The 23,340-nt window shown below is 65.9% G+C and carries 25 protein-coding genes and 1 tRNA gene; 14 read left to right on the forward strand and 12 right to left on the reverse strand.

Annotated features, from left to right (window positions below; all coding sequences use genetic code 11):
• Positions 1-12: 12 nt before the first annotated feature.
• A complete protein-coding gene (locus N2605_RS08465) occupies positions 13-447 on the reverse strand; it encodes an NUDIX hydrolase (protein ID WP_036003648.1) in 435 nt (144 codons plus the stop codon).
• A 9-nt stretch (positions 448-456) separates the two neighbouring features.
• A complete protein-coding gene (locus N2605_RS08470; protein ID WP_036003651.1) occupies positions 457-966 on the reverse strand; it encodes a hypothetical protein in 510 nt (169 codons plus the stop codon).
• A gap of 63 nt (positions 967-1,029) precedes the next feature.
• Here N2605_RS08470 and N2605_RS08475 point away from each other — a divergent pair, with 63 nt between their 5' ends.
• Entirely contained in the window at positions 1,030-1,794 is a 765-nt protein-coding gene (locus tag N2605_RS08475) for an SOS response-associated peptidase (protein WP_225155384.1), read from the forward strand.
• Between the two features lie 200 nt (positions 1,795-1,994).
• On the opposite strand, the gene N2605_RS08480 is transcribed toward N2605_RS08475, so the two are convergent.
• The 6 genes from N2605_RS08480 to N2605_RS08505 all read right to left on the reverse strand — a co-directional run bounded on the left by N2605_RS08480 (position 1,995) and on the right by N2605_RS08505 (position 7,912).
• A complete protein-coding gene (locus N2605_RS08480) occupies positions 1,995-3,188 on the reverse strand; it encodes a CaiB/BaiF CoA transferase family protein (protein WP_225155385.1) in 1,194 nt (397 codons plus the stop codon).
• 35 nt (positions 3,189-3,223) lie between these two features.
• The gene (locus N2605_RS08485; RefSeq protein ID WP_225155386.1) at positions 3,224-4,153 is read right to left on the reverse strand and encodes a glycine/sarcosine/betaine reductase selenoprotein B family protein; all 930 of its coding nucleotides are present in this window, start codon (positions 4,151-4,153) and stop codon (positions 3,224-3,226) included.
• Positions 4,154-4,429: 276 nt separating this feature from the next.
• Positions 4,430-5,011: an NUDIX hydrolase gene (locus tag N2605_RS08490; protein WP_036028286.1), complete on the reverse strand. Its 582-nt coding sequence runs from the start codon at positions 5,009-5,011 to the stop codon at positions 4,430-4,432.
• Between the two features lie 9 nt (positions 5,012-5,020).
• Entirely contained in the window at positions 5,021-5,467 is a 447-nt protein-coding gene (locus N2605_RS08495) for a GNAT family acetyltransferase (RefSeq protein ID WP_225155387.1), read from the reverse strand.
• Positions 5,464-6,888: an FAD-binding oxidoreductase gene (locus N2605_RS08500; RefSeq protein ID WP_225155388.1), complete on the reverse strand. Its 1,425-nt coding sequence runs from the start codon at positions 6,886-6,888 to the stop codon at positions 5,464-5,466. Before N2605_RS08500 ends, N2605_RS08495 begins: the two co-directional genes overlap by 4 nt.
• Before the next feature lie 16 nt (positions 6,889-6,904).
• A complete protein-coding gene (locus tag N2605_RS08505) occupies positions 6,905-7,912 on the reverse strand; it encodes an L-threonylcarbamoyladenylate synthase (RefSeq protein ID WP_225155389.1) in 1,008 nt (335 codons plus the stop codon).
• Between the two features lie 50 nt (positions 7,913-7,962).
• On the opposite strand from N2605_RS08505, the gene N2605_RS08510 reads away from it, so the two are divergent.
• Together N2605_RS08510 and N2605_RS08515 are read left to right on the forward strand one after the other, a co-directional pair.
• Positions 7,963-8,039 (forward strand) — tRNA-Pro (locus N2605_RS08510).
• Positions 8,040-8,387: 348 nt separating this feature from the next.
• Positions 8,388-9,362 (forward strand): tripartite tricarboxylate transporter substrate binding protein, encoded by a 975-nt coding sequence (locus tag N2605_RS08515; RefSeq protein ID WP_260346285.1) that lies wholly within the window; start codon positions 8,388-8,390, stop codon positions 9,360-9,362.
• 309 nt (positions 9,363-9,671) lie between these two features.
• Here N2605_RS08515 and N2605_RS08520 read toward each other — a convergent pair whose 3' ends face one another.
• From N2605_RS08520 to N2605_RS08530, 3 genes are all read right to left on the reverse strand, one after another.
• Positions 9,672-9,968, reverse strand: coding sequence for a hypothetical protein (locus N2605_RS08520; RefSeq protein ID WP_260346286.1), 297 nt, complete (start codon positions 9,966-9,968; stop codon positions 9,672-9,674).
• A 158-nt stretch (positions 9,969-10,126) separates the two neighbouring features.
• Positions 10,127-10,453, reverse strand: a complete 327-nt coding sequence (locus N2605_RS08525; RefSeq protein ID WP_036003836.1) for a hypothetical protein — start codon at positions 10,451-10,453, stop codon at positions 10,127-10,129.
• A 212-nt stretch (positions 10,454-10,665) separates the two neighbouring features.
• On the reverse strand, positions 10,666-11,019 hold the full coding sequence (locus tag N2605_RS08530) for a hypothetical protein (protein WP_225112605.1): 354 nt from the start codon (positions 11,017-11,019) through the stop codon (positions 10,666-10,668).
• A 129-nt stretch (positions 11,020-11,148) separates the two neighbouring features.
• Here N2605_RS08530 and N2605_RS08535 point away from each other — a divergent pair, with 129 nt between their 5' ends.
• The 5 genes from N2605_RS08535 to N2605_RS08555 all read left to right on the forward strand — a co-directional run bounded on the left by N2605_RS08535 (position 11,149) and on the right by N2605_RS08555 (position 14,949).
• Positions 11,149-12,108, forward strand: coding sequence for an N-carbamoyl-D-amino-acid hydrolase (locus N2605_RS08535; RefSeq protein ID WP_225139711.1), 960 nt, complete (start codon positions 11,149-11,151; stop codon positions 12,106-12,108).
• Positions 12,109-12,185: 77 nt separating this feature from the next.
• The gene (locus N2605_RS08540) at positions 12,186-12,806 is read left to right on the forward strand and encodes a TetR/AcrR family transcriptional regulator (RefSeq protein WP_311735362.1); all 621 of its coding nucleotides are present in this window, start codon (positions 12,186-12,188) and stop codon (positions 12,804-12,806) included.
• Between the two features lie 81 nt (positions 12,807-12,887).
• Entirely contained in the window at positions 12,888-14,081 is a 1,194-nt protein-coding gene (locus tag N2605_RS08545) for an MFS transporter (protein ID WP_260346288.1), read from the forward strand.
• Positions 14,082-14,202: 121 nt separating this feature from the next.
• A complete protein-coding gene (locus N2605_RS08550) occupies positions 14,203-14,622 on the forward strand; it encodes a DUF4118 domain-containing protein (RefSeq protein WP_225112608.1) in 420 nt (139 codons plus the stop codon).
• 129 nt (positions 14,623-14,751) lie between these two features.
• On the forward strand, positions 14,752-14,949 hold the full coding sequence (locus tag N2605_RS08555) for a hypothetical protein (RefSeq protein WP_036003876.1): 198 nt from the start codon (positions 14,752-14,754) through the stop codon (positions 14,947-14,949).
• 237 nt (positions 14,950-15,186) lie between these two features.
• Here N2605_RS08555 and N2605_RS08560 read toward each other — a convergent pair whose 3' ends face one another.
• On the reverse strand, positions 15,187-16,164 hold the full coding sequence (locus N2605_RS08560) for a LysR family transcriptional regulator (protein WP_260346289.1): 978 nt from the start codon (positions 16,162-16,164) through the stop codon (positions 15,187-15,189).
• Between the two features lie 119 nt (positions 16,165-16,283).
• Here N2605_RS08560 and N2605_RS08565 point away from each other — a divergent pair, with 119 nt between their 5' ends.
• From N2605_RS08565 to N2605_RS08590, 6 genes are read left to right on the forward strand one after another with little or no spacing between them, the layout of a single operon-like run.
• Positions 16,284-17,321, forward strand: coding sequence for a class 1 fructose-bisphosphatase (locus N2605_RS08565; protein WP_036003852.1), 1,038 nt, complete (start codon positions 16,284-16,286; stop codon positions 17,319-17,321).
• A 12-nt stretch (positions 17,322-17,333) separates the two neighbouring features.
• The gene (locus tag N2605_RS08570) at positions 17,334-18,209 is read left to right on the forward strand and encodes a phosphoribulokinase (protein WP_036003856.1); all 876 of its coding nucleotides are present in this window, start codon (positions 17,334-17,336) and stop codon (positions 18,207-18,209) included.
• Between the two features lie 16 nt (positions 18,210-18,225).
• Entirely contained in the window at positions 18,226-20,244 is a 2,019-nt protein-coding gene (gene tkt, locus N2605_RS08575) for a transketolase (protein WP_109144647.1), read from the forward strand.
• Between the two features lie 12 nt (positions 20,245-20,256).
• A complete protein-coding gene (gene fba, locus N2605_RS08580) occupies positions 20,257-21,342 on the forward strand; it encodes a class II fructose-bisphosphate aldolase (RefSeq protein WP_036030012.1) in 1,086 nt (361 codons plus the stop codon).
• A 37-nt stretch (positions 21,343-21,379) separates the two neighbouring features.
• Positions 21,380-22,840: a form I ribulose bisphosphate carboxylase large subunit gene (locus tag N2605_RS08585; RefSeq protein WP_260346290.1), complete on the forward strand. Its 1,461-nt coding sequence runs from the start codon at positions 21,380-21,382 to the stop codon at positions 22,838-22,840.
• A gap of 11 nt (positions 22,841-22,851) precedes the next feature.
• Positions 22,852-23,259 (forward strand): ribulose bisphosphate carboxylase small subunit, encoded by a 408-nt coding sequence (locus tag N2605_RS08590; protein WP_225138307.1) that lies wholly within the window; start codon positions 22,852-22,854, stop codon positions 23,257-23,259.
• Positions 23,260-23,340: the final 81 nt, after the last annotated feature.

Here is a 23,340-nt window from a genome sequence, read left to right on the forward strand (position 1 = left end):
CAAGGCGGGCGGTCAGGCTCCAAGCAGCCGGTGAGCGGACAGGATGACCTCCTCGAGCCCCCCGGTCAGCTTGAGGTCGCCGAGGCTTGCCAGGGCGCCAGGGGCGATCCAGCGGTGATCGTCGAGCTCGTCGTTCAGCGCCGGCTCCCGGGCCGTCCAGCGCGCGGCAAAGGACATGATCAGGTAATGGCCGGCGCCGGCCGCGGCCGGCAGCACCTCGCGCCAGCCGGCGAGGCCAATGATCTCGATGCAAAGGCCGGTTTCCTCGTCGACCTCGCGGCTCAGGGCCTGATGCAGCGATTCGCCGAACTCGACCCGGCCACCCGGCAGCGAATAGAAGCCCTTGGCCGGCGAGCGGGCGCGGCGGACCAGTAGCACCTTGCCGTCGCGGAAGATCGCCGCGCTGACCGCAAGCTGGGGATGGGCAGGATGGACGATTGCGGCCAATCGCGTCACCTATCCGGATGAGTTCGCCATGATGGTGTCGACGTCGGCTTCCGCCCCGCCATTGATGATGCCGCCGCAGGCTGCGATCAGGGGCTTGACCCAAAGCGTGGCCTGCTCGGCGAGGCGGACCCGCGTCGTGTCCTTCTCGACCTCGCGCATAGCCGAGCCGACCGCGGTCAGAATCGAGGTCATGGTATCCGTCAAGTGGTCGAACTGGGCACGCACGTTGGGATCGGCTTTCTCATAGGCTTCGATCGCCAAATCCCGCGCCTTGAAATTCGACGCCGTGAAATGCTCGGCATAGGACAGCGGCGTCCAGGTCAGGAAGTCCTCGGCGCATTCCGGCATATCTGGCACCATTTCGAGCAGCATCACGGCTTCATTGAAATGGTTGAGATAGTCGGTGGCAAGCCCGGTGCGCGGATTGATGTTGGCCACGCGCAGCCGTTCGGCCCAGGCGGTCGCCTCAGGGCCCGTCTGTACATGCGTCCGCGCGGGTTGGGAGGCCGTTGAGCTCATCTGCCGCAGTGTTAACGTTCGGGGTTAAAAGGACCTGAACGGACCCTATATAGGCCTCCAAGGATGTGTGGACGCTTCGTCATAACTTCGGCCCCCGCGGCTTTGCGGCAACTGTTCGGCTATGTCGAGCAGCCGAATTTCCCGCCCCGGTACAATGTCGCGCCGACACAACCGATTCCGGTGGTGCTGCTCGAGAACGGCGCGCGCCATTTCCGTCTGATGCGCTGGGGCCTGTTGCCCGGCTGGGTCAAGGACCCCCGCGGGTTCACGCTCCTGATCAATGCCCGTTCCGAGACGGTGCTGGAGAAGCCCGCCTTCAAGAATGCGATTCGCCGCCGGCGCGGCCTGATCCCGGCCGATGGTTATTACGAATGGAAGACGGAAGCCGGCCGCAAGCAGCCCTTCTTCATCCACCGCGCCGACGGTGAGCCGCTCGGTTTTGCCGCTGTGTTCGAGACCTGGGTCGGGCCGAACGGCGAGGAACTCGACACGGTCGCGATCGTCACCGCCGGGGCAGGCGAGGATCTCGCCGCGCTGCATGACCGTGTGCCCGTCACCATCAGCCCGCGCGACTTCGAGCGCTGGCTCGACAGCAACGGCGACGAGATCGATGCAATCCTGCCGCTGATGAGGGCCCCGCGCGTCGGAGAATTCGCCTGGCACCCGGTCTCCACCCGCGTCAACCGCGTCGCCAATGACGACGAGCAGCTCGTGCTGCCGATCAGTGCGGAGGAGATCGAGGCGGAAGCCGAGGCGGCGAAGCCGAAGAAGGCGGTGCGGAAGACTGCGGCAGCGTCATCAGATGACGGGCAGGGGTCGTTGTTCTAGGTGCGGTGCCGCCACTCACTCCGCTGTCGTCCCGGACAAGCGCACCCAAAGCGCGCGCCGATCCGGGACCCATAGCCACAGGATGAGGTTATGGCGCAAACTGTTCACCACGAGTCTCGTCAAACGCGATCCTGTGGTTATGGGTCCCGGGTTCGCGCTACGCGCGCCCCGGGACGACGACTGAGTGTGAGGCGCTGCCGTCACACAATCTCCCGCGCCCTCAAGCCCGCGATCTCCGCCGCATCGAATCCCAGCTCGCCCAGCACCGCGTCCGTATCCGCGCCCAGCTCCGGCGCCATGCGATCCAGCCTGCCGCCGCCATGGGCCAGCTTGAAGCCGCTGCCGGCAAAGCGCAGGCGGCCGTATTCCGTGTCCAGCTCCTGGATCGCGCCGCGCGCCTTGATTTGGGGATGGTCGATGACCTCCTCGACCTTCCAGATGCTGGCGCAGGGCGCGCCGGCGTCCTCCAAGATCGTCTCCCATTCGCGTGCCGGCCGTTTCGCTAGCGCCTGCTCGATGATGGCGCGCAGCGCGCCCTCGTTCTCGTTGCGCGAGAACCAGTCGGCAAAGCGCGGATCTGACAGCGTATCCTCGCGGCCGAGCGCAGCCATCAGCGCGCGGTACTGCTTCTCGTTGTTGACGGCGAGCAGGATATGGCCGTCGCCGCACTTGAACAAATTCGCCGTGGTCCGGCGGCTCACCGCCTGATTGCCCGATAGCTGCTGTCGATGTCCGGCGACCGACCAGTCGGCGATCTGGCCCGAGAGAAACGCCAGCGTCGCCTCCAGCATGGAGACGTCGATCAGCTGCCCCTTGCCGGTGCGGTCGCGCTGGTAGAGCGCGCTGGACACGCCGAACGCAGCGGTGGCGCCCGAGAGCACGTCGCACACGGCAAAGCCCGCGCGCGTCGGCCCCGTCTCGGGGTGGCCGGTGATCGCCATGATCCCCGACAGCGCCTGCATCTTGCCGTCATAGCCGGGCCGCAGGCGATCCGGCCCGGTCTGGCCGAAACCCGACACCGCGCAATAGATCAGCTTTGGGTTGATCGCGGACAGCGCCTCATAGCCGATGCCGAGCTTGTCCATCACGCCGGGGCGGAAATTCTCCATGACCACGTCGACGCGGCCTGCGAGCTTCTTCACGATCGCGATCGCCTCCGGGTTCTGCAGATCGAGCGTCAAGCTGCGCTTGTTGCCGTTGACCGCCTGGAATGCCGGCGCCAGACCGCGCTCGGCCCATTCGCGGCTGAGCGGCGTGCGGCGCATGTCCTCGCCCTCGCGCCGCTCGATCTTGATGACGTCGGCGCCGAGCAGCGCGAGCTGATAACTCGCATAGGGGCCGGCCAGCACTTGCGTAAAATCCAGGATCTTCACGCCCTCGAACGGTCGCGTCACCTCGCTCTCCCTCGGCTTATTGTTGTTGGAGGACGTCAGGCGGCGCGGTTGCCGCGCGCGATCTCCTTCTGCTTGTCGAACTCGGCGCGGCGGCGAGCCAGCTCTTCGGGCGAGAGCTGCGCAACGTTGTTGTAGTCGAGCTTCCAGGAGGCGTCCTCGCTCCAGCGCAGCGGCGATTGCATCGTGGTCTGCGGACCGCTCGCGCTCTCCAGCAGCCGGAGCGCGAGCTCGAGCGTCTGGGCCTGCGACGCGATGTCGTGCGGCTTGCCGGCGGAATTGCCGAGCGGGAAGTCGGAGAACAGGAAGCGCGGCACGGCCGCGTGCTCGATGATGTCCTTGGCGCAACCCATGACCACGGTCGGGATGCCGTTGCGCTCCAGGTGCCGCGCCACCAGCGCGGTGGTCTGGTGGCAGACCGGGCAGTTCGGCACCAGCACCGCGACGTCGACCTTGTCCGCGAGGCAGCGTGCCAGGATCTCCGGCGCGTCGGTGTCGAGCGTGACGCGATGGCTGCGGTTGGTCGGCGCGCCGAAGAAGCGCGGCGCGACCTCGCCGATGCGGCCGGCCGCGGATGCCTTCAATAACTGCGGCAGCGGAAACCAGGTGCCGCTGTCGGTGGCTGAGGTGTGCTTACGGTCGTAGCCGATGTGCGAGATGCGCAGATCGTGCTTTTTCGACGTGTCGCCGTCATAGACCTGATAAAACTTCGCGCTGCCATTATACGCCGCGCCCGGCCCCTGGTCGCCCTTGGCCGGATCGTAGGGCGCCGCGGTGGTGATGATGGTGACGCGCGATTGGGCCAGCGTTTTTTTCAGCGGCTGGAACGGTGCCTCGGTGTAATGCGCCCAGCGGTACGGCGTGGTGTAGCCGATCGCCGCGTAATAATCCCGGGTGCGCTGCATGTAGGGGACGGGGGAATCGTAGTCGGGCGCAAAGCCGAATTCATCGTCGCGCGGAGCGGACATGGCGCGTCTCCTGGTTGTTGGTTGACGACAGACTAGAGATAGTTTTGCGGTTGCTCAACCGGGGGGGAGCGGCGGCGCAGGTCTGAATTGCAGGCTTGATAGAGCGAGCTGCGCTCCTCCCCTCTCCCCTTGTGGGAGAGGGTGGATCGCCGCATAGCGGCGAGACGGGTGAGGGGTATCCATCCTCACGAACGATCTCACAAGTGGAGAGAACCCCTCATCCGGCGCTTCGCGCCACCTTCTCCCACAAGGGGAGAAGGAAGGACAGCCGCAAGGTCACCTGAACACATGCAGCGCCACATACTGCAGCAGCATGATCGCCTTGGCGTCGATGATGCGGCCGTCGGCGATCATCGCGAGAGCTTCGTCAATGGAGAGCTCCAGCACCTCGATGTCCTCGCCCTCGTGCTCCAGGCCGCCGCCGTCGCTGACGCGCATCTCGGGCTCGTATTCGGCGACGAAGAAATGCAGCTTCTCGGTGATGGCGCCGGGGCTCATGAAGGCCTCGAACACCTTGTGGACATGGTGCAGGCGATAGCCGGTCTCTTCCTCCGCCTCGGCGCGGATGCGCTCCTCGGGCTCGGCGTTGTCGAGCACGCCGGCGGCGGCCTCGATCAAGAGGTCGTCGTAACCGCGGATGAAGGCCGGAAGGCGGAACTGGCGCACCAGGATCACGGTCCGCCGCGCGAGATTATATGGCAGCACGGCGGCGGCGTTGTCGCGCTCATAGGTCTCGCGATGCTGGGTCTGCCACTCGCCACTCGCGCGCCGATATTCGAAGGTCGTGGTCTTCAGCGTGGTCCAACCGTCCGAGAGCACGCGGACGTCCTTGATGCGGACGCGGTCGGAAAGGGTCATGGCTGGATCTCAATTGCTTGGCGTGGTCGCACGGCCGTCGAGCCACTTCTGGAACATCAGGGATGTCGATAGCTCGAAGCCGAGCGAGCCATAGAACGCGTTGGCCTGCGCGTTCTCGCGACGGACCAGGAGCTGCAGCTTCAAAATCCCGGCGCTTCGCAGCCAGTCCTCGGCCGCCGCCATGATGATGCGGCCATAGCCGCGCTTCTGACAGCTGGGATCGACGGCGACGTAATAGACCCAGCCGCGATGGCCGTCATGGCCGACCATCACGGTGGCGACGATCGCGCCATTGTCGCGGCCGACCAGCACGGTGGAATTGTCGCGCCGCCGCGCTAGTGCGATGTCGGCATGCGGGTCGTTCCAGGGGCGCGTCAGGCCGCAGCGCTGCCACAGCGCGACCACGCCCTCGACGTCGGCATCGGTGATCGCATCGATCGCAAGGGAAGCGCTCACAGCACCTTCCCCGGATTCATGATGCCGAGCGGATCGAGCATCGTCTTGATGGAGCGCATCAGCTCGATCGCGGTTTTGTCCTTCACCTCGGGGAGCTCGTCGCGCTTGAGCACGCCGATGCCGTGCTCGGCCGAGATCGAGCCGCCCATGCGCAGCACGATCTCGAACACCACCGCGTTCACATCATGCCAGCGCGCGAGGAAATCGGCGGTGTCGGCGCCGATCGGCTGGCTGACGTTGTAATGCAGATTGCCGTCGCCGAGATGGCCGAACGGCACCGGCCGGGCGCCGGGGATCAGCTTCACCACGGCCGCATCGGCTTCCGCGATGAATTCGGGCACGGCCGCAACCGGGACGGAGATGTCGTGCTTGATCGAGCCGCCTTCCGGCTTCTGCGCCGCCGACATCTCGTCGCGCAGCTTCCAGAACGCGCCGCGCTGGGCGAGGCTCGCCGCGATCACGGCGTCGTCGACGATCTCCTCCTCCATGGCACGGCCGAGGATCGTCTCCAGCGTGCGGGCATCCTCGCTCGGCGATGACAATTCCATCAGCACGTACCAGGGATGCTTCTCTGCGAGCGGATCGCGCACGTCGATGCCGTGGCGGACCGAGAAATCCACCGCCAGCTCCGACAGCAGCTCGAAGCTCGTCAGCGCATTGGCGGCTTCGCCTTGCGCGATGGTGAGCAGCCTCAGCGCCGCCGCCGGCGATTTCAGCCCGACGAAGGCGGTCTCGATCGCCCGCGGCTTCGGAAACAGTTTCAGCGTCGCCGCGGTGATGATGCCGAGCGTGCCTTCGGCGCCGATGAAGAGGTTGTGTAGATTGTAGCCGGTGTTGTCCTTCTTCAGCTTTGACAGCGAATTGAGCACGCGCCCATCGGCGAGCACCACTTCGAGGCCCAGCGCCATCTCGCGCGCGACGCCATAGGCGAGCGCCGCGGTGCCGCCGGCATTGGTCGAGAGATTGCCGCCGATGGTGCAGCTGCCTTCCGCGCCGAGCGACAGCGGAAACAGCCGATCGACCTCGGAGGCCTTGGCTTGCGCGATCTGCAGCACCACACCGGCTTCCACCGTCATGGTGTTGGACGCGGTGTCGACCTCGCGGATCTTGTCGAGCCGGCGCAGCGACACCACCACCTCGCCATTGTGCGGCGTCTGGCCGCCGACGAGCCCGGTGTTGCCGCCCTGCGGCACCAGCGCGATGTTGTGCGCGGAGGCGAGCTTGCAGATCGCGGAAACCTCCGCCGTCGAGCCCGGGCGCAGCACCAGCGGCGAGCGGCCGTGGAACAGATTGCGCTCCTCGGTGACGTAAGGCTCGATGTCAGTCGGGTCGGTGATGGCGTGGCGGTCGCCGACGATCTTGCGGAATTGCTCGATCAATTCGGGCGCAAGCGGCGGGGTGGCAGGCTTGTTGATGTTCATGTCCTCGTCTCTTGCTTCAACGCGCCACCGCGGCGCGGCGCAGCCGGTCGTTGATCGCCTCGCCCAGACCATCTTCGGGAATCGGCATCACCGCAATCGCCCGCGGCGCTTTCGCATCGAGGCTGCGAAGATAGCCGAACAGATTGGCCGCGGCTTCATCGAGATCGGCGGTGGGCGACAAATTCATGACGGCCGAGGCGGCGTCAAGGCCGGGCAGGCGCTCCGGGCCGAACGCCAGCAGCGCGTCGCCCGGCGCGACCTCACGTGCATTGAGCCGCACATGGGCGCGCGGTGCGTAGTGCGAGGCCAGCATGCCCGGGGCCAGCGGCTGGCTGTCGTCGCTGCCAGCCTCCGCCGGCGGCCGCGTCAGCTTCGCGCCCAGCACCGCCTCGATCCGCTCGCGCGAGAGCCCACCGGGACGAAGCAGCATCGGCGCGTCGAAGCAGCCGACAATCGTGGATTCAACGCCGACCGTAACAGGCCCGCCGTCGATGATCAGGTCGATCCGCCCGGCAAGGTCGCTCTCGACATGCGCGGCCAGCGTCGGCGAGACGTGGCCGGAGATGTTGGCCGAGGGCGCCACCACGGCGCCGCCGAAGGCGCGCAGGATCGCCTGCGCGACGGGATGGGCGGGGATGCGGATCGCCACCGTGTCGAGGCCAGCGGTGGCGAGATCCGCCACCGTGCAGTCCTCGGCCTTCGGCACCACGAGCGTCAGCGGCCCCGGCCAGAACGCCTCCGCAAGCGCCAGCGCCCGCGCATCGAACCGCCCGATCCGCCGCGCGGCCTTGAGGTCCGCGACATGCGCGATCAGCGGATTGAACGCCGGCCGGCCCTTGGCGGCGTAGAGATGGGCGATCGCGACCGCATTGGCAGCATCCGCCCCGAGCCCGTAGACCGTCTCGGTCGGAAACGCGACCAGCCCGCCGGCCGCAAGTCGCCGGGCGGCGGCTTCCGCGCCGGCTTCGCCGGCCGGCAATATCAGCGTTTCGACACCCGTCTTCACAGGGATAAAATTCCTCATCTCGGCCGCTTGCAGTGCGTCAAGCCCGACGCTATAAGCCGCCTTCTTGTCGGAGTGTGGCTCAGCCCGGTAGAGCACTGCGTTCGGGACGCAGGGGTCGCAGGTTCGAATCCTGCCACTCCGACCATTCTTCCAAAAGTCGACGTTTTCCAGAGTCTTGGCAGCCCGGCTGCCGGCGCCTCAGGACGCCTTTTGCAACGATTTCGGGATTGGGTCCACGGCCGATTTGGCGGGGCAGGGTGGCCTGTCGCGGTAGCATGGCTTGCCAGAAGCGAGCGCCGGCGGTTCCGACTTGCGGAGCTAGGTCAGGGGCCTACCGCCGCGCCATCAGCACACCCACCAAAAACGCCACCATCAGCGCCGGGCCGTGGTGCCTCGCCGGTTGCCCTCCAGTCATCCCGACGGCTAGATGAGTCCCAAGCTGATCGCGCGCCCGAGGCGCGATCGGCCAATAACAAAAACAGGGCTGGAAATCATGAACAATAAAATCATCGCGCTCGCTACGGCTTTTGGATTCGCGGCCTGCGGGTCGGCATGGGCCGCGTGGCCCGACGACAAGCCGATCGAAGTCGTCGTCGGCTTTGCGCCCGGCGGCGGCACCGATGTCATGGCGCGCAAGCTTCTCCCCTTTGTCGAGCGCGCGCTGGGCGGCAAGGCGAAGTTCGTCGTCCTGAACAAGCCCGGCGCCGGCGGAGAGATCGCGTTTGCGTCGATCGCGCGCGCGGCGCCCGAGGGCTATTCGATCGGTGTCGTCAACGTGCCAGGCTACAACTTCCTGCCAATGACCCGCAAAACCCAATACACCACGGATGAAATCCGGCTGGTCGCTCGCGTCGTCGAAGATCCGAATGTCATGGTGGTGCCTGCCGATAGCAGATTCAGCAATCTGCCGGATGTCGTTGCCGCACTGCGCAGCAAGCCGGGCTCGGTGACCTTCGGTCACAATGGTGCCGGCACGAACGGTCATCTGGCCATTCGCATGCTTGCGGCAGCCGCGAAAGTCGAGCCCAACGAGATCTCCTACAGAGGAACGGCCGCACAGCGGACCGATCTCCTGGGCGGGCATCTGGACGTCGGCATGGTCACCCTCAGCGAGATCCCCGAATTGCATGGCACCAACAAGGGGCCATTTCGTGTCATCGCGATCCTGTCGAAGAAGCGCTTTCCATCGCTGCCGGGCGTTCCGACGGCAGAGGAGGCGGGCTTTCCGGTCATGACGACGGCGGAACGCGGCTTTGCGGTCCCCAAGGGCGTTCCAGACGACATCGTCAAGAAGCTGGAAGCCGGGATCGCCGAGGGCCTGCGTAGTCCAGAGTACCTGACGGGTTCGCCCGGGGATGAGCCGGTGATCGCCTTCATGCCTGGCGCGGAGTGGCAGAAACACCTCGACGATATGTCCGCAGCTTTACGTCCTTACGCCGAGCAGATGCGAGCAGACGGGCAGAAGTGATCGATCCTTCCGTAGCCGGCGGTTGTTGGGAGACTACCGCCGCGCCACCAGCACGCCCAGCAGAAACGGCATTGGGCCGGCTCTCAAAATCAGAGGACGAAGCCACCCTAGTGTGGATATCGTCGCAAGTCGTGACTTTCACGACTCCTCGCTCTCGATTCGCGCTCCGAATTTTAGCGGAGATTAGCTGACAACCTACTTCTGCAGCTCGCCTTGGTGCTGCGAAGCAATCCCTGCTGGTGCGCCCCGCCAACGCAAACGGCGCGGCCGTGATCGGCCGCGCCGTTGTGACGCTGTTATGTGAAGGGCCTAGTCTTCGTAGGGGGCGTAGGCTGATGCGCCCCAGCGAGGCCCGTCATAGCCGTATCCCGGGCTCCAATAACCGTAGGTGTTGGCAGGGTGCCAACTGCCGATGCGCTGGCATTGGCCGATGCCGGCCATCAACTGGCCGCCGCTCATGGCGGGCCCGGCGGCGCCGACTGCTTCTCCAGCCGGTGGGGTGCACGGGCCGGGACCGCGGCCCGCAGCGAGGCTGGGGCTTACAGTTGCGAGCGACAAAATCGCGGCCAGAGTTGCGGCGACGCTCACGAGTTTCGTACGTGTCATGGTTGTCTCCATGTTCGAGGCTTAACGGGGGACCAATCCCTCCTGCCGCGAGACGTTCCGCGCGGAACGGTCGCGTTTTCGCGAGCAAAAAAGGTTTCCTCGGGTTTCACGGAACGCCGCGATTTCCATTGACGTGAGCGCGTCATCGCGAGCGCGCATCATCTGCGAGCGACCAGCACACCGACCAGAAAGGCCACCAGCAGCGACGGCAGCGGGGCGTCGCGCACCATGCCGCGGACGACGTCTTGCCAGTGCTGCTCCGGCACCAGTCTCGGCGATCGCACGTTGGGCGCGGGCTGGATACCCCAGTGTGATGCGAGCTCGGCGACCTCGCTTTGCGCGAGGCGCACGCCGTCGCGGACGCGATAGATCGCGGCCTCGGACCGCTCACGCGGTGCGAGCAGCATCAAGGTCTCGACCGCGGTGCGCAGCGTCATCTCGCCGTAGCCTTGCAGCCTGACCTGCTCCTCGGGATCGGACGTCATGCAAAATCCCTCACAGCGTCAAATTCTTCACAATGAGAAATGGCGCGCGATGGTGAAGGCCGCCGCCGTGCACAGAACCAGCGTGGGCCCGGCCACGTCGCGCGCGAGATCGGCGCGCGTCAGCTGCCTGCTCATGGTCTTGCTCCATGCTTTGCATGGAAATGGCCGCCGCCGCGCTTGGTTCCCTGCGCCGGCGCGAATCGGCAGGCCGACTATTTCCGCAGCAGCTCGCTCAAGGCCGCCGTCGCTTCGGCGCAGCGGATGTCGTCGATCTCCCGCGACAGGCTGAGCGCGCTCGATCTCAGCTCCTCGAGCTTCCAGCTGTCCGGATGCTGGTTTTCGAGCTGACCGAGACGCTTGTTCAGGTCGTCCAGTCTCGATTGAAGCTGCCCGATGCTGGCGGCCCCATTCACTTTCCAAACGCGTTGTGCGCGCATCGTCGTTCCCCTGATAGTCTCACGGCCTTGTGAGAGCGGTTCATGGCCGGAATGGGAGTTTGTTTTGTCCGGCTTCAGACGGCGGGGAACCGTTGCAGATCGGCAACGAAGTTCCTGTTTGGTGCTCACCCAGCGCCGCACGATGATACCCGCAGGCCCGGAATTTGATTGTGCCCTCAGTACGGGGCGCCGAGGCGGCCTGTGCGCGCGGGTGATAGGCTCTGGCCGGGCGCACTCGAAAAAGATGAGGAACGACGCGTGACGAGAACTGTGACCATTGCAGCCGGCCAGCTCGGACCGATCGCGAGGAGCGAGTCGAGGTCCGCGGTGGTGGCGCGACTGATGGCGTTGATGCGCGAGGCGCGGGCCTGCGGCTGCGACCTGATCGTCTATCCCGAGCTGGCGCTGACCACGTTCTTTCCGCGCTGGTACTTCGAGGACCAGGCCGAGATCGACAGCTTCTTCGAGCGCGAGATGCCGGGTGCCGAGACACAGGCGCTGTTCGATCTCGCCCGCCAGCTCGGCATCGGCTTCTGCCTCGGCTATGCCGAGCTGACGCTCGAGGCCGGGATCGTCAGGCGATACAACACGTCCATCCTCGTCGACAAGAGTGGCGCGATCGTCCTGAAATATCGCAAGGTGCATCTGCCCGGCCATGCCGAGCACGAACCGTGGCGCGAATTCCAGCATCTGGAGAAGCGCTATTTCGAGCCCGGCAGCGGCTTCGGCGTGGTCGATGCCTTCGGCGGCGTGATCGGCATGGCGATCTGCAACGACCGCCGCTGGAGCGAGACCTATCGCGTGATGGGCCTGCAGGGCGTCGAGATGGTGCTGATCGGCTACAACACGCCCGTGCACAATCCGCCCGCGCCGGAGCATGACGATCTCTCGCTGTTCCACAATCATCTGGTGATGCAGGCCGGTGCCTATCAGAACGGCACTTTCGTTGTCGGCGTCGCCAAGGCCGGTGTGGAGGAGGGCGTCGACCACATCGGCGGCAGCTGCATCATCGCGCCCTCGGGCGAGATCATTGCGGCCTGCACGACAAAGAGCGACGAGATCGCGCTGGCGCGCTGCGATCTCGATCTCTGCAAATCCTACAAGCGCACCACCTTCAATTTCGACGTGCACCGCCAGCCGCGCGCCTACGGCATGATCGTCGAGCGGAGGGGCGTGACGATCATGGCGGATGGGACGCCGGTGCCGCGGAGGGGGTGACGCTCTCTCCTTCGTCATTGATTCCTTTCACGACCACGTGTGTTTATTCGGAAACGTTCATTCCCTATTATCCCGCAATGCAAAAGACCGCCCGCCACTCCCGACCTGCCGCCCGTCTGCCCGGCCGTCCCCGGGAATTCGACATGGACACCGCGCTCGACCGCGCCGTGCGCGTGTTTCGTGAGCGCGGCTATCATGCCACCTCGATCGGGGACCTCACTGCGGCGATGCGGCTCGCGACGGGAAGCATCTACAAGGCGTTTCGCGACAAGCATGCGGTGTTTCTCGCCGCCTTCGAGCGCTACACGGCCCTGCGCCAGCAGCAGACCCGCAGCGCGGCGGCGCGTGGTGCAAACGGCCGCGAGCAAATCCGCAACGTGCTGCTGTCCTATGTCGAGCATTCCCGGGGCAGCGAGGGGCGGCGCGGCTGCCTCGTGGTCGGCAGCGCGGTCGAACTGTCCGCGCTCGATCCGGTCGTGGGTGCCCGCGTCAGCACACAGCTCGCGAGCAACGAGAGCTTCATCGCCGGCCTCATCCGCGCCGGACAGGCCGATGGCTCGATCCCCCGCCATGTCGTAGCCGACGACACCGCGCGGCTGATGCTCTGCATCACGCAGGGAATGCGCGTCGTCGGCAAGGCGCGTCTGCCGCTCGACGCAGAGCGTCTCGTCGGCGCCGCAATGAAGCTGCTCGCCTGAATTTTTTGTCAGAATAGGGAATGACCATTCCCTATACCTTACCTAACGGCCATTCCTGCGCCTTACCTGGAGACCATGCGAATGACGATGAATGCCACGATCGAGACCGCGCCGGGGCCGGATGCGGTGTCGCAGCGCCTGACCTTCGTGCTTGCCGCGGCCTGTGGCATGGTCGCCGCCAACATCTATTATGCGCAGCCGCTGATCGCCCCAATCAGCGCCGCGCTCGGCCTGTCGCATGCAGCTAGCGGGCTGATCGTGACGATGACGCAGATCGGCTACGGCACCGGGCTGCTGCTGATCGTGCCGCTCGGCGATCTCGTCGAGAACCGCGCGCTGATCTGCTCGGTGATCATGCTCGGCGCCGCGGCGCTGCTCGCCGCGGCGTTCGCAACCCATGCGCTGCCGTTCCTGCTCGCCGCACTGTTCATCGGCCTCGGCTCGGTCGCGGTGCAGATCATCATCCCCTATGCAGCGCATCTGGCGCCCGAAGCCATCCGCGGCCGCGTCGTCGGCAACGTCTCGACCGGCCTGATGCTCGGCATCATGCTGGCGCGTCCGGTGTCGAGCTTCGTCACCGCCTTGCTGTCGTGGCACGCAGTGTTCTTCGCCTCCGCCACGCTGATGATCGTGCTCGCAGCCGTGCTCTGGATGGCGCTGCCGAAGCGCAAGCCGGTCACGCGGATGCATTACGGCCAATTGCTGCTGTCGATGCCGGACCTGGTGCGGGCCACGCCGCTGCTGCGGCGCCGCGCGCTGTACCAGGCGAGCCTGTTCGGCGCCTTCACCCTGTTCTGGACGGTGGCGCCACTCCAGCTCGCCGGCGAGTTCGGCTTCTCCCAGCGCGGCATCGCGCTGTTCGCGCTGGCCGGCGTCGCCGGCGTGTTCGCAGCACCGATCGCCGGGCGCCTCGCGGACCGCGGCCATAGCCGGATCGCGACGCTGGTCGCGATGCTGCTCACGGCCGCCGGCTTCCTGGTGACCTCCATCGGCGCGTCCGGCTCGATGCTGAACCTCGCCTGTCTGGTGGTGGCCGCGATTGCGATCGATATCGGCGTCCAGGGCAATGTGGTGCTGGGCTTCCGCGCCATCTTCGCGCTCGGGCACGAGCACCGCAGTCGCCTCAATGGTCTCTACATGGCGACGTTCTTCGCCGCCGGCGCGGTCGGCTCGGCGGTCGGAGCATGGGCGTTCGCACAGGGAGGCTGGACGCTCGCATCGGCCATTGGCCTTGCTTTGCCCGTCGCGGGGTTGCTCTACGCGCTGACCGAGTAGCGGCCGTCGCCCGAACGGTGCGACCGACCTCGCGATGACGCAATTTGCATCTCACGGATTGGTTGCGGTTGTAGTACTTTCGTCGCAACGCACCTGGTTAACGGGCGGCAGGGGGATGCTGATGAAACGTGCGGGGCTGTTTGGCGCACGGCGGGTACGGCCATGGTCGTGGGGGGCGTTTCTGCTCGGGCTCGCCGTCGTCGCGGTTTCGGCCGTGGTTCAGGGCATCTGCGTCCTGCTCGGCGCAAAGTTCTATTTCGCAGCGTTCCTGCCCGGCCTGTTCGTGCTTGCGCTGATGGCGGGTACACCGGCGGCGGCATTCGCCGCGCTGCTCACCGTGCCGCTGGTGTGGTGGGCGTTCATCCCGCCGTTCTTCGAGCTCAATGCGCTGACCAGCGCGCATGCCGATTCCATCAACCTGTTCTGTCTTCTTGCCGTCCTCCTGATCGGCCTTGCCGATCTCTGCCGCGCGACGATGACAATCGTCAGAAGCGGCGGGCTGAAGCCTTCGGGCGAGAGCGCGGCAACGAATCCGCAATAGATCGCGCCGCGCGCGTTGCGCCCGAGCAACAGTCCGGCAACCATCCGCGAACTTGCCGCGCGCCGCTAACTTTTCGAAAAAGATTTGGCCGCAGTTTCTCCCGCGGGAATGACGAGGGAGTTTTCGGACATGAACGGTCACGCCATCCTGGAGAACGTGCGCCGCTACCGCGGCATCGCATCGCTCTATCGCCAGACCGCAGCGTTCCGCCCGGGCCAGAGCTGGTCGCTGCTGGAGCAGGCGAGCGAGTGGGAGGCGCGGGCGCTGTCGGAGCTGGAAGCCTATTTCGCCTCGCGCACGGACCACACCGCCCCGCTCGCGGCCTAATCGCCGGCCATCGGCGCGCCCTGAACCGGCTCGCCGAAGGCGCGACCGCCACGGGCAACTACGGAGTTGTCTCCGCATCCTTCTGTGCTAGCAACGGCCGAGAGATTCTTCTTCACGTCGGCCGGGGCACGCGATGACCACCTTCAACCGCATCTTCACGACGGAGCGCCTGCTCCAGATCATCGTGGTGCTGGCGGCGACGCTCGCCATGAAGCTGATGAGCTGAGCGAAGGCCGGCTATCGTCCGCCTAGCTCGGGCAAATCAGGCAGATAATTCGAGCCTTCCGAGCCGAGGAAATCGAACATCGCCTGCGCGGGCGGCAGCAGCACCTTGTCGCTGCGGCGGATCACGTACCATTGCCGCACGATCGGCAGGCCCGCGACGTCGAGCACGACGAGCCGGCCCTCGGCGAGCTCATGCGCCACGGTGTGAGCCGAGATGAAGGCGATGCCGAGCCCGGCGATGACCGCCTGCTTGATGGTCTCGTTGCTGCTCATCTCCATGCCGATGATCGGCTCGAGATCCGATTTCTGGAACATGCCCTCCATCAGCGTCCGCGTGCCCGAGCCGGGCTCGCGGGTGAGGAAGGTCTCGTGCACGAGATCGGTCAGGCTGAGGCCGGAATCCTTCTCCAGCCAATGGCCCTTGCGCGCGACGATGATGTGCGGGTTGCGCCCGAGCTGGCGGACGTCGACGGTGACGTCGGCCGGTGGCCGACCCATTACCGCGAAGTCGAGGTCGTAGCCGTGCATCGCCTCGCGGATTTCCTCGCGATTGCCGATGGTCAGCTTGATCTCGATCTTGGGGTAGCGCTTGGAGAACGCCGCGATCGCGTGCGGCACGAAATATTTCGCGGTCGAGACCGCGCCGAGATGCACGGTGCCGCCGGTCCGCCCCGCGAGCAGGTCGAGCGCGCCCTGGCAATCGGTGATCGCGGCTTCGACCCGTTCGGCCAGCGCCAGCACCTCCCTGCCGGCTTCCGTCAGCAGCATGCCGTCGCCGGTTCGCTGCACCAGGGGCAGGCCGGCCAGGTCCTGCAGCTGCCGCAGCTGCTGGGTCACGGCCGGCTGGGTCAGCCCGAGATGGCTCGACGCCGCCGTCGCGCTGCCTTTGGCCGAGAGCGCCGCAAGCGAGCGCAGCTGCCGGATCGTCAGATGCCGGAGCTGGGCCGCTGCATGGCCGGGACCATTATAAGAAAATTCTTTGAGGCTCATTATGAATAGAAATTTTCCTTATTAAGCCGCTCCTGTCAATCTCCTGAATGCCGGCACTGACCGTGACCTGCCTCCACCAGGAGGGAATGGTTGCGGCACCGGCAAGGGGATGGACGCAGATGACCGGGCAACTCAGGCTGGACGACCACCTTCAACGGTATTCTGAGACCGCGCCGCATGCGTTGGCCGTGGCAGCCGCGGTCGATGCCATCGCGGCCGCGGCGATCGAGATTGCCGATCTCATCGCCAGCGGCGATCTCGCCGACGCCTCGGGCCTGACCACCGGGCGCAACAGCGACGGCGATCTCCAACGCGACCTCGACGTCCAGGCGGACGCGATCCTGCGCCGCTGCCTCGGCCGGCTGCCGATCGCGGCGCTGGCGTCGGAGGAGATGCGTGAGGCCCAGATCGTCGATCGTCAGGGGCGAATCTGCATCGCGATCGATCCGCTCGACGGCTCCTCCAACATCGACATCAACATGACCGTCGGCACGATCTTCTCGATCCTGCCGGCCCCCGATGATCTCTCACTCGCCTTTCAGCAGCGCGGCTCGGCGCAGCTCGCGGCGGGCTTCGTCACCTACGGCCCGCAGACCTCGCTGGTGCTGACGCTCGGCGACGGCGTCGACATCTTCACGCTCGATCGCAAGGCGGGCTGCTTCCGCTTCGCGCGCAGCGGCGTGCAGATCGCCGAAGCCTGCGAGGAGTTCGCGATCAACGCCTCGAACCGCCGGCATTGGGATCCGCCGGTGCGCGCCTTCATCGACGAATGCCTCGCCGGCGTCGACGGGCACGCCAACCACGATTTCAACATGCGCTGGATCGGGTCGCTGGTCGCGGAGGCCTATCGCATCCTCACCCGTGGCGGCGTGTTTCTCTACCCTTCCGATGCGCGGCCCGGCTACGGCGACGGCCGCCTTCGCCTGACCTACGAAGCACACCCGATGGCGATGATCATCGAGCAGGCCGGCGGCTCGGCCTCGACCGGGCGCGAGCGCATCCTCGATCTATCGGCGCAGAGCCTGCACCAGCGCGTGCCGCTGATCATGGGCTCGAGCAACGAGGTGCGGCGCGTCGAGGAGCTGCATTGCGATCCGCTGCTGGTTGCCAGCGTCTCGGCGCCGCTGTTCGCGCGGCGCGGATTCTTCCGGCTCTGAGCGAGGCGTCCGATGTCCAGGAAGCATCCGATCATCTCCATCACCGGCTCCTCCGGCGCCGGCACCACCTCGGTCAAGAAGACCTTCGAGCAGATCTTTTTCCGCGAGAAGGTCAACGCCGTCTACATCGAGGGCGACGCCTTCCACCGCTACGACCGTGCCGAGATGCGTGCGCAGATGGCGAAGGAGGCCGAGCGCGGCAACAAGCACTTCAGCCATTTCAGCCCCGAGACCAATTTGTTCGAGGAGCTGGAACGCGCCTTCCGCGACTACGGCGAGACCGGCACCGCGGTGACGCGGCACTACGTCCACGACGCCGAGGAATCGGCGCTGCATGGCGCGGCACCAGGCACCTTCACCGACTGGAAGCAGCTGCCGGAGGATTCGGACCTGCTGTTCTACGAGGGCCTGCACGGCGCGGTAGTCACTGATAAGGTGAACGTCGCGCGCTATGCCGACCTCAAGATCGGCGTCGTGCCCGTCATCAACCTCGAATGGATCCAGAAGCTGCACCGCGACCGCAGCGCACGCGGCTATTCGACCGAGGCGGTCACCGACACCATCCTGCGGCGGATGCCCGACTACATCCACTACATCTGCCCGCAATTCACCGAGACCGACATCAACTTTCAGCGCGTCCCGACCGTGGACACCTCCAATCCATTCATCGCGCGCTGGATCCCGACGCCGGACGAATCGATGGTGGTGATCCGCTTCAAGAATCCGCGCGGTATCGACTTCCCCTATCTGCTCTCGATGCTGCCGCAGAGCTGGATGTCGCGCGCCAACTCGATCGTCTGCCCCGGCGCGAAGCTGGACCTGGCCATGCAGCTGATCCTGACGCCGCTGATCATGCAGCTGATCGAGCGCAAGCGCAGCCTGAAGTGAACAGGGAGAGACTCCGATGAACATCTCCGTCCATGCCGAAGCTGACCTCAATGCGGTCACGCATAACGATCTCGCCAATGCCGTCCGCTTCCTCGCGGTCGATGCCATCGAGGCAGCGCAGTCAGGCCATCCCGGGCTGCCCATGGGCATGGCCGACGTCGCGACTGTGCTGTTCTCGCGCTTCCTGAAGTTCGACTCGGCGCATCCGAACTGGCCGGACCGCGACCGCTTCGTGCTGTCGGCGGGGCACGGCTCGATGCTGCTCTATGCGCTGCTGCATCTCACCGGCGGCGATATCAGCCTCGACGACATCAAGGCCTTTCGCCAGTGGGGCTCGAAGACGCCGGGCCACCCCGAATATGGCCACACGGCTGGTGTCGAGACCACGACGGGACCGCTGGGCCAGGGCATTGCGACCGCGGTCGGCATGGCGCTCGCCGAGCGGATGGCGAATGCGCGGCATGGCGATGGGCTCGTCGATCACTTCACCTATGTTATCGCAGGCGATGGCTGCCTGATGGAAGGCCTCAGCCATGAGGCGATCTCGCTGGCCGGTCATCTCGGGCTCGGCCGGCTGATCGTGCTGTTCGACGACAACGGCATCTCCATCGACGGTCCGACCTCGCTGGCGACATCGGACGACCAGCTCGCGCGCTTCGCTGCCTCCGGCTGGTCGGTGCGCCGCGTCGACGGACATGATCCCGAAGCGGTGGCGCAGGCGATAGCGGAGGAGCGGGAGACCGCGAAGCCGTCACTGATCGCCTGTCGCACAATCATCGGCTATGGCGCGCCTGATAGACAGGGCACCGAGAAAGTGCATGGCGCGCCGCTCGGCACCGAGCAGACGGCAGCGGCGCGGCGGACGCTGGGTTGGGACTATCAGCCTTTCGTGGTGCCGATCCCGGTGCTCAAGGCTTGGCGGATGATCGGGCAGCGCGGGCAGGTCGACCGCCTCGCTTGGCTCGATCGTTACGAAGGTGCGACGCCGGAGCAGCGCGACCTGTTCGTCGAGGGCAAAGCCGCGGCTCTGCCCGCCGCCTATGCGCTGGCCGCGGCGAAATTGCGTGAGCACTTTGCATCCGAGCGGCCGAAGCTGGCGACGCGGCAGGCCTCGCAACAGGTGCTCGAGGGAATCGCAGGAACAATTCCCGGCCTGGTCGGCGGCTCCGCGGACCTCACCCATTCGAACCTGACGCATGCCAAGGCGCAGGCGCCGGTCAAGAGCGGTGCGTTCGCCGGCGACTACATCCACTATGGCATCCGCGAGCACGGCATGGCCGCAGCGATGAATGGCCTGGCGCTGCATGGCGGCTTCATTCCCTATGGCGGCACGTTTCTGGCGTTCTCCGACTACAGCCGGCCGGCGATCCGACTTGCGGCCTTGATGCGGCTGCGCGTCATCCACGTGATGACGCACGATTCCATCGGCCTTGGTGAGGACGGACCGACGCACCAGCCGGTCGAGCATCTCGCGGCGTTGCGCGTGATCCCCAATCTACTGGTGTTCCGCCCCGCCGATGCCGTGGAGACGCTGGAGGCCTGGGATTGCGCGCTCGCGGCGGAGCATCGCCCCTCAGTGCTATGCCTGTCGCGGCAGGCCTTGCCGACATTCCGCAGCGATGGGCGCGGCAGAAACCGCGTCGCGAACGGTGCCTATCTCGTCGTCTCGCCGGACGGCGGCCGTGACGTGACGCTCATCGCAACCGGCTCGGAAGTCTCGATCGCGCTGGAAGCCGCACGCCTGCTCGCGACCGAGCACGTTCGCGCCGCCGTGGTCTCGGCTCCGTGTTTCGCACTGTTCGAGGAGCAGCCGGAGGATTACCGCGCCTCGGTGCTCGGCACCGCGCCGCGCGTCGGCATCGAGGCAGCTGTCGCCGGCGACTGGCATCGCTGGATCGGCGCTGACGGCGAATTCGTCGGCATGCGCGGCTTCGGCGCCTCGGCCCCCGCCCCGGTGTTGTACCGCGAATTCGGCATCACACCGCAAAGCATTGCGGAAGCGGCTCGCCGGGCGATGGCCCGCAAGAGCCAATAAGGAGGACGAATCTTGGCCCGTATCACCCTTCGCCAATTGCTCGATCACGCTGCCAGCCACGGCTACGCCGTGCCGGCGTTCAACATCAACAACATGGAGCAGGGCATCGCGATCATGCAGGCGGCGGCCGCGGTCGATGCGCCGGTCATCATCCAGGCCTCGCGCGGCGCGCGCAGCTATGCCGGCGATCTCATGCTTTCGCACATGATCGACGCGCTGGAGCGGACCTATCCCGACATTCCGCTCTGCATGCACCAGGACCACGGCAATGACGAAGCGACCTGCGCCTCGGCCATCGCCCATGGCTTCACCTCCGTCATGATGGATGGCTCGCTCAAAGCCGACGCCAAGACGGCGGCCGACTATGACTATAACGTCGCGATCACGCGCCGCGTGGTCGATCTCGCTCATTGGGTCGGCGCGTCCGTCGAAGGCGAGCTCGGCGTGCTCGGTTCGCTCGAGCACGGCGGCGGCGAGCAGGAGGATGGTCACGGCGTCGAGGGCAAGGTCGGCCACGATCAGCTCTTGACCGATCCGGACCAGGCCGTCGACTTCGTCCGTGCAACCAAGGTCGATGCGCTCGCGATCGCGATGGGCACCTCGCACGGCGCCTACAAGTTCAGCCGCAAGCCCGACGGCGATATCCTGGCGATGCGGGTGGTCGAGGAGATCCACCGCCGGCTGCCGAACACGCATCTGGTCATGCACGGCTCGTCCTCGGTGCCGCAGCCGCTCCAGGACATGTTCAACCAGTTCGGCGGCGAGATGCCGCAGACCTGGGGCGTGCCGGTCGAGGAGATCGTTCGCGGCATCCGAAGCGGCGTGCGCAAGGTCAATATCGACACCGATTGCCGGCTGGCGATGACCGCGGTGTTCCGGAAGGTGGCGGCGGAAGCGCGCTCCGAATTCGATCCGCGCAAGTTCCTGAAGCCGGCGATGGACGCAATGCGCGAATTGTGCCGCGAGCGGTTCGAGCAGTTCGGTACCGCGGGCCACGCCAGCAAGATCAAGGTCATTCCGATGAGCGAGATGGCGCGGCGCTATCGCGCCGGCGAGCTCGATCCGCGCATCGACGCCCGCGAGCCCGTGGCGGCCTAACAACTAGAAAGAGCAGAGAAAAGAGCAGGAGAGAGACATGAACGCACATGCAGGCACGGTCCGCGGCAAAGAGCGCTATCGCTCCGGCGTGATGGAGTACAAGCGCATGGGCTATTGGGAGCCCGATTACACGCCAAAGGACACCGACGTCATCGCGCTGTTCCGCGTCACGCCGCAGGAGGGCGTCGACCCGATCGAGGCCTCTGCTGCGGTTGCCGGCGAATCCTCGACCGCGACCTGGACGGTGGTGTGGACCGATCGCCTGACGGCGGCCGAGAAGTATCGCGCCAAGTGCTATCGCGTCGATCCCGTTCCGGGCTCACCCGGCTCGTATTTCGCCTACATCGCCTATGATCTCGACCTGTTCGAGCCGGGCTCGATCGCCAACCTCTCGGCCTCGATCATCGGCAACGTGTTCGGCTTCAAGCCGCTGAAGGCGCTGCGACTCGAGGACATGCGCTTTCCCGTCGCCTATGTGAAGACGTTCCAGGGACCGGCGACCGGCATCGTGGTTGAGCGCGAGCGGCTCGACAAGTTCGGCCGGCCGCTGCTCGGCGCGACGGTGAAGCCGAAGCTCGGTCTGTCCGGCCGCAATTACGGCCGTGTGGTCTATGAGGCGCTGAAGGGCGGGCTCGACTTCACCAAGGACGACGAGAACATCAACTCGCAGCCCTTCATGCATTGGCGCGATCGATTCCTCTATTGCATGGAGGCGGTGAACCGCGCGCAGGCCGCTTCCGGCGAGGTGAAGGGCACCTACCTGAACGTCACCGCGGCCACCATGGAGGACATGTACGAGCGCGCCGAGTTCGCAAAGGAGCTCGGCTCGGTGATCGTGATGATCGACCTCGTGATCGGTTACACTGCGATCCAGTCCGTGGCCAAGTGGGCGCGGCGCAACGACATGATCCTGCATCTGCATCGCGCCGGCCACTCCACCTATACGCGGCAGAAGAGCCATGGCGTGTCGTTCCGCGTCATCGCCAAATGGATGCGGCTTGCCGGCGTCGACCACATCCACGCCGGCACGGTGGTCGGCAAGCTCGAAGGCGATCCCAACACCACACGCGGCTACTACGATGTCTGCCGCGAAGACTTCAACCCGACCAAGCTCGAGCATGGCCTGTTCTTCGACCAGTCCTGGGCGAGCCTGAACAAGATGATGCCGGTGGCCTCCGGCGGCATCCATGCCGGGCAGATGCACCAGCTGCTCGACCTGTTAGGCGAGGACGTCGTGCTGCAGTTCGGCGGCGGCACCATCGGCCATCCCATGGGCATTGCGGCCGGCGCGACCGCCAACCGCGTGGCGCTGGAAGCGATGATCCTCGCCCGCAACGAGGGCCGCGACTATGTCCACGAGGGCCCGGAAATCTTGGCCAAGGCGGCCCAGACCTGCACGCCGCTGAAGGCCGCGCTCGAGGTCTGGAAGGATGTCACTTTCAACTATCAATCCACCGACACGCCGGACTTCGTGCCGACCGCGCTGGAAACCGTCTGAGGAGATTTGAGATGAAGATCACCCAGGGCTGCTTCTCGTACCTGCCGGATCTGACCGACGAGCAGATCACCAGCCAGGTGCAGTATTGCCTCGCCAATGGCTGGGCGGTGAACATCGAGTTCACCGACGATCCGCATCCCCGAAACACCTATTGGGAGATGTGGGGCCTGCCGATGTTCGATCTCCAGGACGCCGCCGGCGTGATGATGGAGCTGGCCGAGTGCCGCAGGGTCTACGGCGACCGCTATATCCGCATCAGCGGCTTCGATGCCAGCCACGGCTGGGAGTCGGTGCGGATCTCCTTCCTCGTCAACCGGCCGAAGCAAGAAACGGAGTTCGAGCTGGTGCGGCAGGAGGTCGGCGGCCGTGCGGTCCGCTACACCACGGTTCGAAAGCCGGCCGCGCACGCGCCAGCTTGAGTCATCCGCTTCCGCGCGGAGCTCTCCCTGCTTCGCATCCTTGGCGGACCACTGCTTCGCCGCCTTGCTCGCGGCGAAGCT

The sequence above is a fragment of the Bradyrhizobium yuanmingense genome (genome assembly GCF_025200905.1).
GTDB lineage: Bacteria > Pseudomonadota > Alphaproteobacteria > Rhizobiales > Xanthobacteraceae > Bradyrhizobium > Bradyrhizobium yuanmingense.